The following is a 13,964-nucleotide window of genomic DNA, read 5'->3' as shown; positions in this document are numbered from 1 at the left end:
CTAGTTAAAGTCGAGACACTTTGTATTTCAAAGTTCTCTGCTACACTGACTTTATTTGATTAGAAGTAGTACACATTGTTAGGAGAAGGATATGTTAAAGAAAGTACTAATGGCTGGGATTGTGAGTGTTACTTTAGGTTCTAGTTTTGCGATGGCAGGTGATGCCGCTGCAGGTAAAGCTAAGTCAGCTGTGTGTGCTGCTTGTCATGGTGCAAATGGCATTGCAACGATCAAAACTTACCCTAATTTGGCGGGACAGAATAAAGAGTATTTGGTCTCTTCTTTGAAGGCTTACAAAGCGAAACAGCGCAATGGTGGAATGGCTGCAATCATGCAAGCACAGGCGGCTGCTCTTACTGATGCGGATATGCAGAACCTTGCTGAATACTTCAGCACATTGAAATAAAAGCGTTCAACGCTTAATGATTGAAAAAGCCGAACATCGTTCGGCTTTTTCAATGCTCTTGCCAAAGCTATTTAACAACTAGCATTCATTTGTTCACGATACGATAACAAGGCTTATACGTACTACCGGGCAGCTTCATTCTTCCTTGATCAACAAAAGCGCGTAACATCTTATCCATCGATAACATAATCTCTGGATCACCTGCTATTTGAAAGGGCCCGTGTTTTTTGATCTCAGCTAATCCTTGCGCTTTGACATTACCTGCAACGATTCCTGAAAAAGCACAGCGTAGATTGGCGGCGAGCTGATGAGGCTCTTGATCTTTATGGAGGTCAAGGTTAGCCATCAATGCATGTGTCGGCTCAAAAGGCTTTTGAAATATAGGATCAATCTTCAGTAGCCAGTTGTAGTAATACGCATCGCGGCGTTTGCGACGATATGTTTTGACTTTTTCGAGATTTGATTTCATATATTTGGCGACAGATTCTGGATCATCAATAATGATTTTATAGAGCACTTGCGCTTCTGTACCAAGTGTTTGTCCGATGAAGGTATCGATCATTTCAAAATAATCCCGACTTGATTCGGGGCCAGTTAGCACCAAGGGGTAGGGCATCGCCTTGTTTTTTGGGTGCATCAATACACCGAGAATATACAGAATCTCTTCAGCAGTGCCGACGCCACCAGGAAAGACAATAATTCCGTGTCCAAGGCGCACAAACGCTTCAAGTCGCTTTTCGATATCGGGCAGTATCGTTAGCTCGTTTACAATTGGGTTTGGAGACTCTGCTGCAATAATGCCTGGCTCCGTGACACCGATATATCGTCCCAGTGCATGGCGTTGCTTTGCATGACCTACCGCAGCACCTTTCATCGGGCCTTTCATCGCACCTGGGCCACAGCCAGTACAGATATTCAATGCACGTAAACCAAGCTGATAGCCAACTTCTTTCGTGTATTCGTATTCGTTACGTTTGATTGAGTGACCACCCCAGCACACAACAATATCTGTCTCACAGTTTGTTTTAAGCAGGTTTGCATTACGTAATAAATGGAAAATAAAGTTCGTAACTTGCTCTGAAGACTTAAGGTTCAAGCTCGTGTTTTTCATCATGACACTGTCTGTGTAAATGATGTCTCTCACTACTGAGAACAAATGATTATTGATACCTTGAATCATATAGCCATCAACGAAGGCGCTTTCAGGCGCGTTCTTAATATCGAGTTTTATGCCTCGAGGTTGTTGAATGACGTTAATTTCGAAGTCTTTGTATTTTTCTAAGAGACTTTCACCGTCATCACTTAAGGATCCACAGTTCAACACAGCGAGTGCGCAACGACGAAACAGCTCTTGTAGTTGTTCGTTTTTCTTGTTGCGCAGGAGATTCACTTCGTGTCGAGACAATATGTCCATATTGCCTTTAGGTGTGACGCGAGCATTAATACCGTTGTTGTTCATACGCACTCTCCTTCGACGTAAGTTTTCGGCTTTCACTGTAAGTATAGTGTTGACGACAGTGAAGAACTGTAAATTGCTGCTACTTTGGCATTGTTTTCATATAGAATACCGCGCCTAGAAATTTTGGTTTGAGAGACAGCATGAAATTTATCGTCAAACTTTTCCCTGAAATTACCATTAAAAGTAAGCCTGTTCGTAAGCGTTTGGTGCGTCAATTGCGCCAAAACGTTCAAGTTGTGTTACTGAAAGAAACTGAAGGGGCTAAGGTTCAGGAGTTCTGGGATAAGCTTGAAGTACGTTTATTACCTGGGTATGAGAATGATGAAGCGAAGGTCGTTGACGCTTTGCAGCGCATTCCTGGCATATCCAATGTTTTAAAAGTTGATAGCTACGAGCTAGAAGGGATTGATTCCCGTTTCGATGATATTGCTCAAATCTGTGCCGACACTTACGGGGAGCAAATCAAAGGGAAAACCTTTGTTGTTCGTGTAAAGCGTGCAGGAGAACATTCATTTGCTTCCAGTGAGCTAGAACGTTATTTGGGCGGCGCATTGCTTCGTTCATGCGAACCTGAAAGCGTTTCTCTTAAGCAGCCTGATGTGACCGTAAAGTTAGAAGTTCGCGACGACACGCTGTATACCGTTTCTGAGCGCTATGAAGGCTTAGGTGGTTTTCCTATTGGCACGCAAGAGCCAGTGCTGTCGTTAATTTCTGGTGGCTTTGACTCAACCGTTTCTAGTTATTTAACAATGAAACGAGGTTTAAAAACGCATTTTTGTTTCTTTAACCTCGGCGGTGACGCGCATGAAATCGGTGTTAAGCAAGTTTCTCTGTATTTATGGGAAAAATATGGTCGCTCTCATCGAGTCCACTTTATTTCGGTGCCATTTGAAGGTGTTGTGGGTGAGATTCTCAAGCACGTTAACCATTCACATATGGGAGTGGTGCTTAAACGAATGATGGTTCGTGCTGCGCAAGAAATAGCAAAGAAAATGGATGTGACCGCGCTTGTGACAGGCGAATCAGTCGCTCAAGTTTCTAGTCAAACCGTGACAAATTTGAATGTTATTGATCGTGTATCTGAGACAGTCATTTTGCGTCCTCTGATTACGATGGATAAGCTCGATATCATTCGATTGTCTGCAAAAATCGGTACCGAAGAATTCGCAAAGAATATGCCGGAGTACTGTGGTGTGATTTCGGACAAACCAACTACCTGTGCGAAGCTTGCTAAAGTAGAGGAAGAAGAAGGTAATTTTGATTTTTCTGTTTTAGATCAAGCGATTGAAGATGCCGTCGTTAAAAAAATTGATCAGGTTATGCATCAGCAGAAAAATGTGGTGGATGTTGATGTAACGACATTACCTAAAGTTGGTGATGTGGTGATTGATATTCGAGGCCCTGAAGAGGCGAATAAATCTCCGCTTACCTTGACCAACAATGAAGTCTTGCATATTCCTTTCTATGAGCTGATGAGTGAAACTGAGCGCTTAGATAAAGCAAAACGCTATTTGTTGTTCTGCGAAAAGGGAACGATGAGTCAGCTTCATGCAAGCCATTTAAAAGGGATGGACTTCGATACAGCGGTTTTTAAACTCGCTTAAACCGCTTTGTTTTTTTGGCTTTGCATACCAAGTTGCCAGCATAGCCAAACATGCATTTGTTTCGCGACCTCAAAGTGAGTGTCTTCAAGCGGGATCATGTGCCCAAACTTTTGCAAACGGTGGAAATGCCGTCCTTGACCGAGATGCCGGCTAATGCGGCGAGCCGTTCTCGCTGAACTATAGCGATCTTTGGCTCCTGCTAAGGTCATAATTGGGCAGTCGATTTTTTCTCTTTCAATCTCTGAACGATTCTTCGTATCTAGATACCAAAACCACAATTCTTTAAGTGCTAAGCCTGATTCAAAACACATTTGTGAATAAGCAGCTTGCGCTTGTTTTTCAGTCATTGTGTTGAACAAATATTCGCGGGCAGATTTAAAACTAGGCTTTACCCCCTTTTGCCAGAACAAAGGCGTAGCACAAACATCTTTCAGGGCGCGAGTGGTTGGAAATGCATTACCTAGCCCTGCAGCCGCTTCTGGAGCAAGAAGAATAAGTGCATCAGGCTCAGTGCGCATAGCTAGCTGTTGTGACAGAACACATCCCGCCCCGTGACCGACGATAACAATATGATTGCTTTCTTCGGCGACCAGTCGATAGTCTTCTTCAAGTTGATCAACATAGTTTTGTAAGCTCAATTGGGCAGGGTGTTGTGCTTGATTCTTAGAGAAATGCTGAGGCAGTGCTGGGCAAATAACCCGATAACCAAGATTAGAAAAATAATCTTGGTAGTTTTCCCAAATTCTTGGCGTTGCCCACAGACCGTGCACAAAAAACAATGATGTCATGATACTACTCCTTGAATGCGCATTTTGTTCAGAGAAGCGTTCAAATTCAAGCGTTTAAATCTTAGAAATATGGCCAGAAAAAGAGTTTTTCTAAAAATAATCAAAAAAAATATGAACTTCCAAAACCCCTACTAGTCTTTATTTGGGACGGAAGCGCGCAGTCGTCATCAAAAATATCTAATCAAAAAAAGAGGAATAATAGATGTCAAAGGTAGCAACACTAACTAAGTCAACCATCGCTGGTCTTGTAGCAATGGGTGTAATGGGTGCAGCGTCTGATGCGGTTGCAGGAAAGCCAGGTTTTGAGAAATGCCAAGGTATTGCCAAAGCAGGTATGAATGACTGTGGTACGAGCAAGCATAGCTGTGCTGGTCAAGCAACGGTTGATGGTGACCCAGAAGAGTGGGTATATGTTCCAGAAGGAACATGTAAAAAAATCGTTGGCGGTAAAGTGAAGTAACATTTTGCAGCGTACTGGACTAAGAGCAATGAACTCAGCTTCCCCTTTCTCTTCGCTTGAAGGCCTTGGTCTTGGTCTACGTTCGCAGCATTATCAAGACATACTCTCTGGACAGAATCATCCTCAATGGTTTGAAGCGCTAACAGATAACTATATGGGTGACGGAGGTTTACCTCTTCAATATCTGTCGCAAATAGCAGAACGCTTTCCCATCACCTTTCATGGTATCGGTTTATCTTTGGGTTCCTTAGACCCCTTGAACCAAGATTATCTAAAAAAACTCAAAGCGCTTGTTGATCGTTTTCAGCCAGCACTTGTTTCTGATCATTTATGTTGGACGAGCGCATCAGGTCTTCACGGGCATGATCTTTTTCCAATGCCTTATACAGAGCTTGCGGCAAAACATATTGCTGAGCGTATTGAGCAAGTCCAGGAATACTTAGGTCGCCAAATACTGATCGAGAATGTTTCCAGCTATCTTGAGTTTAAAGACAGTTATTTGAGTGAAGTTGATTTCTTGTGCGAAGTACTTGAGCGCGCAGACTGTTTGTTGCTGTGCGATATCAACAATATCTACGTGAGTGCTCAGAATCATCAGTTTGATGCTAAAGATTATTTGGCGCGACTATCGGCAGATCGCGTGAAGGAATTACACCTAGCAGGGTTTGAAGACCAGGGTACACATTTACTTGATACACATGGCGCCCAGGTACATGACGATGTTTGGAAGCTTTATGAAGAGGCGCTCAAGCGCTTTGGCTCTGTGCCTACATTGATTGAATGGGATACAGACATCCCAGAATACTCAGTGTTATTGAAAGAGTTAAGTAAAGCGAGACAGTATTGGGAACAGCATAATCATCACATCAAAGATCGGGCTGATTATGTCGCCTAAACCTGAAAGTAATGCGTTAAATGCATTACAAGATAAGTTTATTCATGGACTCTATCAGGGCGAAATCGCAAACGTAGAAGCCTTGATTTGCGATTCAAATAAACTGTCAGCCACACAGCATTTTGATATTTACCATGGCAGCATGCTCGGTAATTTCACTGCGTCATTACGTGCGGTTTTTCCGAGAGTGTTGGCAGCACTTGGTGATCAGTTTTTTGATGCCTTAGCGCGTCAATATATTAAAAATCACCCATCCAAAACGCCTAGTTTGGATGATTTTGGGGAAGGCTTTCCATGCTTTTGTGAAGGCTTCAAACCCTTGCATGATTATCCATATGTGAGTGATGTCGCTAGTGTCGACTGGTCTTGGCATCAAGCATTTCATAGCTGTGATGTATCGGCAGTTTTTGCGGCTGATCTTCAGAACGTCCTTGGTGTTGATCAAGCCAATATACAACTTGGTCTTCATCCAAGTCTCTCAATCATTCGGTCGGACTTTCCACTCTATAGCTTGTGGCAATTCAACGAACAGGAGAATGCTAGCGTTGATTCAAATAATGGGGCTAGTTTTTCCTTAGATGCTCCCGCAGAGATCGTTATGGTGTGGCGACAAGACTATCAGGTATGCGTGACATCAATTTCTCTGCCTGTTTGTGCGCTTCTTACTGCGTTCGATGAAGGATGTTCTCCTACACAAGCGTTCGAAAGAGCATTCGAGCAGCTTTGGCTAGAACAGAAGATGTATGACTCAGAAGAAGCTTTAGCGGCAGAGCTCAGTGAAGCTTGGAGCTTTCTTCTAAAACAAGGCGCGTTGACGCGTTTATAACGAAACAATTAAGTATAAGGATTTTTATAATGAGCGCTTTTCACTCAGCAACTTCTTTTATCCGTAGTGGTATTTCTCTCGTTAATCATGCGCAAAGTGGTTTAGCTCTCGTATTTCGTTTGGCGATGGCGCAAGTATTTTGGGCTGCAGGGATGACGAAAATCGCATCATGGAGCACGACACTTGATTTATTTGCGTGGGAATATGCGGTACCTCTGATTCCTGCTGTGCCAGCTGCTTATTTGGCAACGGGCGCTGAACTATTGTTTCCCGTGTTGCTTGTTCTCGGATTGGGGACGCGGTTTGCTGCAGGAGGTTTGTTTATCTTGAATGCAGTGGCTGCAATCAGTTACCCAGATATCAGCCCAGCAGGGATTAATGATCATTATTTCTGGGGCGCAGTACTTCTGACCTTATTTTTCTATGGTCCAGGTAAGTTATCTGCCGACTATTTTATCGACCGTAAGCTCTCATAAAACTTGATCTTTAAAGGTTATTGACGCGTAATTCACCTTATCGAAGTATTAGCCGGCTGAGGAGTCGTTGTGGATATTGGTGACTACCGTAGAGAGTACATGAGTGAAGGGATTGATGGAGAAAGCTTACACATTGATCCCGTTCAACAGTTTGAGATTTGGTTTAAGCAGGCGACAGACGCAGGCATTCAAGATTCGAACGCTTTCAGTCTTGCGACGGCAACCGAGCAGGGAATGCCATCTGTTCGAACCGTACTTCTCAAGCTTTTCGATGAACGTGGTTTTGTATTTTTCACGAACTACAACAGCCGCAAAGCCAAAGAAATCAAAGAGAATTCCAAAGCCGCCATGTTATTTCCTTGGCTTCCTCTAAATCGCCAAGTGCGCATTGAAGGGCATGTTGAGAAAATATCGAGCGTCGAATCATTTAAGTATTTCACGTCACGCCCGCGAGGGAGTCAGATTGGCGCGTGGTGTAGTGATCAAAGTGAAGTCATCGAGTCACGAAGTTTCTTAGAGCAAAAATACCACGAGGCGGCTGAAAAATTCCGTCAAGGAAATATTCCGTTGCCATCATTTTGGGGCGGGTACCGAATAGTCCCTAGTAGTTTTGAATTTTGGCAGGGAAGAGAAAGTCGCCTGCATGATCGTTTGTCTTACTTTAAAACTGCCGAAGGTGATTGGACGATCTCTCGTTTAGCACCTTGATCTTGCATCAGAATATCAATCAGCGCGCGTGTTTCGGATGGCTCACGCGCGGGCTCTGCTTTCAGTGATGCGAGTTCCGCTTCTAAATTCTCTAACTTTTGATGTGTGCTGGCTAATTCTTTTGCGCTTGCGCTGACCATAGAAGAACTGTCTACCATGCGTGCTTGTGTCAGACTAAGTACACGTGTGAGTTTATCTACGTGTGCCTCTGCTGTTTTTACTTGCTGAAAATATGCGCGCTGCTGGCTAATTTGTTCAAAGGCAAGATAACCCGCACCAATGCATGTGATTAACAGTAGCGGCGCGATTAACGAGGTGCGTTGTTGTTTCGCTACGCGACGTTCGTGTTGCTGGGCTTGCTGCACGGCTTCGCGTTGTTCAATGAGCGCTTCACGTTCTTGAATACGCTGCTCGCGGTTCATCAACTCTTTGGCTTTACTTTGATTGGCACGCTCTTGTTCAGCGACTTCTCTTTGAAGTTCTTGAATACGTATTTGAGAGAGCTCTAAAAGTTCAACTTCCGCGTTCATCTACTCGCCTAGATTTTTATTGTTAGATTCTGATTTCAGCCTCTTAACAAGGATTTGTCACCTTAAACCTTGCTAAGTTTCGCGTAGGAAAGCACTAACCATTTATTACCATGCTCTTCAAACATGACTTGGATGCGCGCATGCGGGCCTCGTCCTTCGTAATGAACAACGGTGCCATAACCGAATTTTGGATGAGAGACCAAGTCTCCTAACTGAAATTCAGGTGCGTCTTCAAGGTGACTAATATCAGACAAGCCAGCATTATTTCCACCGAAGGAAACGGGTCGCGATACAGCATTGCGTAGGCGCACTTCTTGAATATTTTCTGAGGGAATTTCGCGTACAAATCTCGAGATTGGATTGAACTTCTCTTCGCCATATAAACGTCGAGATTCTGCATAAGTTAGCACCAACTTTTCTCGTGCTCGAGTAACACCAACGTAGGCTAAGCGGCGTTCTTCCTCAAGCCTGCCTGGCTCCTCCATCGACATACTATGTGGAAACAGGTTTTCTTCCATGCCGGCCATAAATACCAATGGGAATTCCAGTCCTTTCGCGGAGTGTAAAGTCATTAACTGCACGCTGTCTTCATGTTCTGCTGCTTGTTGTTCGCCAGCATCAAGCGCGGCTTGGGCAATGAATTGAGCAAGGATGGGTTGCTCATCATCTTCTGGCTCATAGTCGTGGGTTGAGCCGATCAGTTCTTCTAGGTTTTCTTTACGAGCCTGTCCTTTTTCACCTTTCTCGGAGGCGTGGTAGTCCATCAAACCTGAGTCTTTTACCGCGGTTTCCGTTAAGGTGCTGAGGCTTAGTTCGTGGATTTGGGTCGAGAGTGTCTCGATAAAATCCATAAATTCAGCCAAGCCGGTTTTCGCTTTTCCTTTCAATGCGCCTTGCTCTAAGAGGTAAGCGCATGACTGCCACAAAGAACTCCCTGCTTCTCGTGCTCGTTCACGAATGAGTCCCATGCCTTTTTCGCCTACGCCTCGTGGCGGTACATTCGCGACACGTTCAAAGGCTGCATCGTCGTGTTGGTAATAACATAAGCGCAAATATGCCATCGCATTGCGAATTTCTTGGCGATCATAGAAACGTAGGCCGCCATAAATACGGTAAGGGATATTGGCGCGTATGAGGGATTCTTCGAGAATGCGTGATTGCGCATTAGAGCGGTATAAGATCGCAGTATCTTGACGAAGATTGCCTTGCTCTACCCAAGCAGAAATGCGATCTGCAATATAATTGGCTTCGTCTTGTTCATTAAATCCTGCATACAGGTCGATGAGTTCGCCATCTTTGTCATCTGTCCAAAGTTGTTTGCCTAGCCGACTGCCGTTGTTAGAGATCAAGGCGTTCGCAGCATTAAGTATATTGCCCGTTGAACGATAGTTTTGTTCGAGGCGCGCGGTATGCGTATTAGCAAAATCGCTTTCGTATTGGCGAATATTTTCAATTTTTGCGCCGCGCCAGCCATAGATACTTTGATCATCATCGCCAACCACCATGACCGGAATACGGTCTCCAGCGAGTACACGTAGCCAAGCATATTGTACGGTGTTGGTATCTTGGAACTCGTCTACTAGTAAGTAGCTAAAGCGCTCCTGATAATGCGAAAGAAGAGCCGGATGGTTCAGCCAGATTTCATGTGAACGCAACAGTAGCTCACCGAAATCGACGAGACCAGACTGTTGGCATTGCTCTTCATAATCGAGGTACAAACCATGTAGTTGCTTGTCGAAAGGATTTTTCGCAGGCGCTAAATGTTTAGCCCGAACCCCTTCGTCTTTTCGGCTATTGATAAAACCTTGTACTTGGCGTGGCGGAATGCGCGCTTCATCGATGCCGCGATCACGCATCAGACGCTTGATGATGCGAAGTTGATCATCGGAATCAAGAATCTGAAAATTCTCTGGTAATTCGGCTTCTCTGAAATGGGCACGTAAAAAACGATGAGCGATGCCGTGAAACGTCCCAAACCACATGCCTCGGCTCGGAATGTTTAGAAGCTCTTCAATACGCCCACGCATCTCTTTGGCTGCTTTATTGGTGAAGGTAACAGCCATAATAGATGTAGGACTAATGCCCTCGATTTGCATCAACCAAGCAATACGATGAACAAGAACACGGGTTTTTCCGCTTCCAGCTCCAGCCAATACGAGTAAGTTTTGCATAGGGGCTGCGACTGCTTCGCGTTGTGCGTCGTTTAAGCCATCAAGTAAATGAGATACGTCCATTAGGGTGCTACTTTGTTTTAACTATTCAGAGGGTCGAGAGTATATCAGGGCTTAACGACGCTTTTGAGCGCAAAATAAAAAGTAGTGGGGAGAGTTGTGTGTTGCTTGTCGTACAGAAAAAGTTTGTGCTTAAGTGAATCCAGCACCGATCGAGATGTTAGATTCAATCGCCAGAGTGGATTTAGCCGAACTCGTAAAAAGCCATTTTATTACCATCTGGATCTTTTACATATGCACCATAGAATGCATCTGGAACACGCTGGCCTGGCTCGCCATCGCAAGTAGCGCCAAGTGAAATCGCTTTTTCGTGAAGTGCTTTTGCATTGTCTTTTGAGCCGGCAGGAAAGGCCATCATCACGCCATTGCCCGGAGCTGGGTCTTGTTCATTAAACGGAATGCAGACACTAATCATTGGTTCTGACATTGATTTTCCGATGAAGGCAATGCGCCCCATATCCATTAAGACTTTGGCGCCGTAGTCACTGAACAAATCTGTGTAAAAAGTTTTTGCTCTGTCCATGTCTGTCACGCCGACAGTTACATATCCGATCATAATATTCTCCTATTCTTGATTGATGAATGCTGGATGAACTTACGCAGATCATTAGATTTCGGTTTTGCCTGTTTGATGAAAAAACGCAGTGTTTTATGCCAAAGAAAATGTGTGCACGTAGAACATAAACAAAGCGAGGAAAGACTTTTGTAATTTCTATCAGGAATCATTCAAGGGGCTTAGTCACATCCACTAAATTCTAGTACCATGGAATCAACCATAATAACCGTGCATATAGTTGTTCTTTCCGTGAAGCTCAGCCAAAAATTTACCCTAGCGTCTATGCCGCAATTAACGATGTTTGAACGCGTTGCATTTTATGCTGCGTGGTTGATCAGCGCTTTCGTTTGGTTATTGCATTTTGAGGCAAGCGCGAGTTCTTCAGTTTCATTGATTTCGAATGTACTTCTTGTCTTGCTTGCGGGCTTTCCTCTAGCGGTCTCTTTTTCTCAATCTGGTCGTTTTGACGCGTTTACGCACATTGAACCGTTTATTCCTGTCGTTATATCGATTGTGTGGTCATTTGGCGTCTTCAACTCGCCAAATCTATCTTCAGATTCGGTAACAGTATTCGTGTTGCTTGCCTTGTTAAATATCTTGCTTGGACGACCCTATGGCTTGCACCTTTGGCTCGGGATAAGCGCTCCCATTTTGGTATCTATGAACTATCTCATGCTGACAGCAGAGCCTTCACTGTCCGCAGCTACAATGACGATGGCAAATGTTTTGTTGATTGGGATGGGAATTCATTTAGGCGTTGTTGATAGAGGGCCTCAGCGTCGCAGCTCTGCGACCAAGAAGGCGAATGCCCAAGAATTAGCGCAATTACGTTATGAAAAAAATCGACTCAATAATGCCTTGATGAATACGGAAAAGGCGCTTGATCAAAAGATTAAGCAACGTACTGCCGAGCTTGAGCGAGCCAACTTACAGCTAAATCAACAAGTAGAACTTCGTAAATCGGTGAGTGATGCCTTGGTCAAAAGCCAGACGCGCTTGACGCAGGCAATCGAGGCTTCAAATCTTGGTTTAATCGACTGGGAGATCGCCGAAGGTCGCTATTATCAGTCGAATTTTCACGAGTTATTTGGCGATAAAGAATTAAGCTCTCAAGAAGTCATCGAGAGCCTTAAACGTATTGTGCATCCTGATGATTATCAAACACTGCGCGATACGCTGAATGATGCCTTGCAAGGTAATACGGTTGATTACCAAGTTCAATTTCGTGTGTGTGAAGAGCGCGATTGGCACTGGATGGAAGAGTCTGGTCGTGTCGTAGAGTTAGACGATGATAGGCATGCGCGTCGAATAATGGGCACACGTCGAGATATTCAGCACGAAGTACAGCGCAACGAAGAAGTCCGTTTAGCTAAGTCTGTGTTTGATCATACCTCTGAAGGAGTATTTGTTTTAGATCATCAACAGCGCTTTTTATCGGTGAATACCGCATATACCAAGATCACAGGCAATGAGTTAGACACGATCTTGGGGCAAGCCTTGTTAGATGTGAGTGAGACACCACAAGCGACTCAAGTATACAAACAAGTATTTGAGACCTTGCATGAGAAGGGGCAGTGGCAAGGTGAGTTATTGGAGCGCCGCCGTCACGGGGATTATTTTTCACAATGGACTCAGATCAACGTTATTCGAGATGAACGTGGAGGCATTAAATACTATGCCGGCTTGATCAGTAACATGAGCGATCATAAAGAGGTTGATGAGAAACTCGATTACTTACTGAATTATGATTCTCTAACCCGTTTGGCCAATCGAACGCAATTTCAGAATCAATTACATCGCGCTTTAGTGCGCTATCAAACCGATGATTTACCTTTCGCTTTGGTTGTCTTGGATATTGATCGCTTCAAGCATGTGAATAATAGCTTTGGTTACGAAGCGTCTGATCGATTGCTGCAGCTCGTGGCAGAACGTTTAAGTAACAGCATTCAACGGGTTGATGTATTAGCGCGAATTGGTGGTAATGAATTTGCCTGTATTGTGGCTTGTAGCCCGACTTTCCAAGTCAGAAAGTTTGCCGAGCGTTTATTCCATAGCCTAACGGAAAAACCGTATCGTTTAGGTGAGCATGAGCTGGTCTTATCTTGCAGTGTCGGGATCGCCATGCTGCCTGAGCATACTAACGATATTGAGACACTTAGACGTTTCGGTGCGTTAGCCGTGCAGAAAGCGAAATATCATGGCGGCAACCAAATACAAATGTTTGATGAGAGCTTGAAGACCTTCTCGCGAGAGCGATTAGAGATCGAAAAAGAGCTGCGTTCGGCATTGATGAATGATGAACTTGAAGTGCATTACCAACCTAAGCTTGATTTGAAAGAAGGTTTGATACTGTCTTATGAGGCCTTAATTCGCTGGCGACATCCTGAGAGAGGCTTGGTTTCTCCACAAGAGTTTGTGGAGATCGCAGAAGAAAACGGCCTGATTTCAGATTTAGGTGCGTTTGTTTTATATGCGGCTTGTCAGCAAACTAAAGCGTGGCAAGATCAAGGGTTTGGCGATCTCAGCGTGTCGGTTAACCTTTCACCTCGTCAATTATTAGAGCCTCATTTGAAGAGTATTATTATTGAGAGTATTGCCGAGTCTGGCCTTGATCCTCAATATCTTGAGCTGGAACTGACTGAGTCAGCTTTGAAAGAGGATATTCAGGGGGTGAGTGAACGACTTTCTGATTTGCGCGATATCGGTATTAAAGTATCGGTTGATGACTTTGGAACGGGCTATTCTTCTTTGAGTTATCTGCGCCACTTACCGGTCGATACCTTGAAGATTGATCGAGAGTTCATCACCAACATTGAGTTATCCAAAGAACAGCAAGCCATTACAAAGGCGATTGTGGTGCTAGGTTCATCGCTTGATCTAAAAGTAGTTGCCGAAGGTGCAGAAAACGAAGCACAGCTCGATCTTTTACGTGAGTTAGGCTGTGATTATGTGCAGGGCTACTATGTGTCGAAGCCTCTTGGAAAAGAGGCCATGCAAGTGCTTCTGCAACAGCAGAGCCAGTAAT

The 13,964-nt window shown here is 44.3% G+C and carries 13 protein-coding genes; 8 read left to right on the top strand and 5 right to left on the bottom strand.

Annotation, left to right across the window (positions count from 1 at the left end):
• The first annotated feature begins 91 nt into the window (after positions 1-91).
• On the top strand, positions 92-406 hold the full coding sequence (locus A3739_RS23065) for a c-type cytochrome (RefSeq protein WP_068476004.1): 315 nt from the start codon (positions 92-94) through the stop codon (positions 404-406).
• Positions 407-491: 85 nt separating this feature from the next.
• On the opposite strand, the gene ppnN is transcribed toward A3739_RS23065, so the two are convergent.
• Positions 492-1,865 carry a nucleotide 5'-monophosphate nucleosidase PpnN gene (gene ppnN / locus A3739_RS23060; RefSeq protein WP_068476003.1) on the bottom strand — a complete coding sequence of 458 codons (1,374 nt, stop codon included), beginning with the start codon at positions 1,863-1,865 and terminating at the stop codon, positions 492-494.
• A 140-nt stretch (positions 1,866-2,005) separates the two neighbouring features.
• Between ppnN and thiI the strand changes: the two genes are divergently transcribed.
• Positions 2,006-3,469, top strand: a complete 1,464-nt coding sequence (thiI, locus tag A3739_RS23055) for a tRNA uracil 4-sulfurtransferase ThiI (protein ID WP_068476002.1) — start codon at positions 2,006-2,008, stop codon at positions 3,467-3,469.
• Here thiI and A3739_RS23050 read toward each other — a convergent pair.
• The gene (locus tag A3739_RS23050; protein WP_068476001.1) at positions 3,466-4,257 is read right to left on the bottom strand and encodes a carboxylesterase; all 792 of its coding nucleotides are present in this window, start codon (positions 4,255-4,257) and stop codon (positions 3,466-3,468) included. The genes thiI and A3739_RS23050 overlap by 4 nt on opposite strands.
• Before the next feature lie 202 nt (positions 4,258-4,459).
• Here A3739_RS23050 and A3739_RS23045 point away from each other — a divergent pair, with 202 nt between their 5' ends.
• The 5 genes from A3739_RS23045 (at position 4,460) to pdxH (ending at position 7,622) form a co-directional block, all read left to right on the top strand.
• Complete coding sequence (locus tag A3739_RS23045) at positions 4,460-4,717, top strand: DUF2282 domain-containing protein (protein ID WP_068476000.1); 258 nt, start codon at positions 4,460-4,462, stop codon at positions 4,715-4,717.
• A 28-nt stretch (positions 4,718-4,745) separates the two neighbouring features.
• Entirely contained in the window at positions 4,746-5,612 is an 867-nt protein-coding gene (locus tag A3739_RS23040; protein WP_068502996.1) for a DUF692 domain-containing protein, read from the top strand.
• Positions 5,602-6,438, top strand: coding sequence for a DNA-binding domain-containing protein (locus A3739_RS23035; protein ID WP_068475998.1), 837 nt, complete (start codon positions 5,602-5,604; stop codon positions 6,436-6,438). The genes A3739_RS23040 and A3739_RS23035 overlap by 11 nt, the downstream gene beginning before the upstream one ends.
• Positions 6,439-6,467: 29 nt before the next feature.
• Positions 6,468-6,914 (top strand): DoxX family protein, encoded by a 447-nt coding sequence (locus tag A3739_RS23030; RefSeq protein ID WP_068475997.1) that lies wholly within the window; start codon positions 6,468-6,470, stop codon positions 6,912-6,914.
• Between the two features lie 69 nt (positions 6,915-6,983).
• A complete protein-coding gene (pdxH, locus tag A3739_RS23025; protein ID WP_068475996.1) occupies positions 6,984-7,622 on the top strand; it encodes a pyridoxamine 5'-phosphate oxidase in 639 nt (212 codons plus the stop codon).
• Here pdxH and A3739_RS23020 read toward each other — a convergent pair.
• The 3 genes from A3739_RS23020 to A3739_RS23010 all read right to left on the bottom strand — a co-directional run bounded on the left by A3739_RS23020 (position 7,571) and on the right by A3739_RS23010 (position 10,939).
• Entirely contained in the window at positions 7,571-8,152 is a 582-nt protein-coding gene (locus A3739_RS23020) for a hypothetical protein (RefSeq protein ID WP_068502994.1), read from the bottom strand. The two genes, pdxH and A3739_RS23020, sit on opposite strands and share 52 nt — an antisense overlap.
• Before the next feature lie 62 nt (positions 8,153-8,214).
• Entirely contained in the window at positions 8,215-10,386 is a 2,172-nt protein-coding gene (gene uvrD / locus A3739_RS23015) for a DNA helicase II (RefSeq protein ID WP_068502992.1), read from the bottom strand.
• Positions 10,387-10,567: 181 nt separating this feature from the next.
• Positions 10,568-10,939: a VOC family protein gene (locus tag A3739_RS23010; protein WP_068475993.1), complete on the bottom strand. Its 372-nt coding sequence runs from the start codon at positions 10,937-10,939 to the stop codon at positions 10,568-10,570.
• A 249-nt stretch (positions 10,940-11,188) separates the two neighbouring features.
• On the opposite strand from A3739_RS23010, the gene A3739_RS23005 reads away from it, so the two are divergent.
• Positions 11,189-13,963 (top strand): GGDEF domain-containing phosphodiesterase, encoded by a 2,775-nt coding sequence (locus tag A3739_RS23005; protein WP_197472509.1) that lies wholly within the window; start codon positions 11,189-11,191, stop codon positions 13,961-13,963.
• Position 13,964 lies beyond the last annotated feature (1 nt).

The organism is Oleiphilus sp. HI0067 (genome assembly GCF_001635735.1).
Note: the sequence above shows the minus strand (reverse complement) of the source record. Positions and strands in the feature narration are given on the sequence as shown.

Excerpts from the sequence above, each read along its gene's own strand:
- A3739_RS23065 (WP_068476004.1), top strand. The coding sequence starts at position 92 with ATGTTAAAGAAAGTACTAATGGCTGGGATTGTGAGTGTTACTTTAGGT.
- ppnN (WP_068476003.1), bottom strand. The coding sequence starts at position 1,865 with ATGAACAACAACGGTATTAATGCTCGCGTCACACCTAAAGGCAATATG.
- thiI (WP_068476002.1), top strand. The coding sequence starts at position 2,006 with ATGAAATTTATCGTCAAACTTTTCCCTGAAATTACCATTAAAAGTAAG.
- A3739_RS23050 (WP_068476001.1), bottom strand. The coding sequence starts at position 4,257 with ATGACATCATTGTTTTTTGTGCACGGTCTGTGGGCAACGCCAAGAATT.
- A3739_RS23045 (WP_068476000.1), top strand. The coding sequence starts at position 4,460 with ATGTCAAAGGTAGCAACACTAACTAAGTCAACCATCGCTGGTCTTGTA.
- A3739_RS23040 (WP_068502996.1), top strand. The coding sequence starts at position 4,746 with ATGAACTCAGCTTCCCCTTTCTCTTCGCTTGAAGGCCTTGGTCTTGGT.
- A3739_RS23035 (WP_068475998.1), top strand. The coding sequence starts at position 5,602 with ATGTCGCCTAAACCTGAAAGTAATGCGTTAAATGCATTACAAGATAAG.
- A3739_RS23030 (WP_068475997.1), top strand. The coding sequence starts at position 6,468 with ATGAGCGCTTTTCACTCAGCAACTTCTTTTATCCGTAGTGGTATTTCT.
- A3739_RS23020 (WP_068502994.1), bottom strand. The coding sequence starts at position 8,152 with ATGAACGCGGAAGTTGAACTTTTAGAGCTCTCTCAAATACGTATTCAA.
- uvrD (WP_068502992.1), bottom strand. The coding sequence starts at position 10,386 with ATGGACGTATCTCATTTACTTGATGGCTTAAACGACGCACAACGCGAA.
- A3739_RS23010 (WP_068475993.1), bottom strand. The coding sequence starts at position 10,939 with ATGATCGGATATGTAACTGTCGGCGTGACAGACATGGACAGAGCAAAA.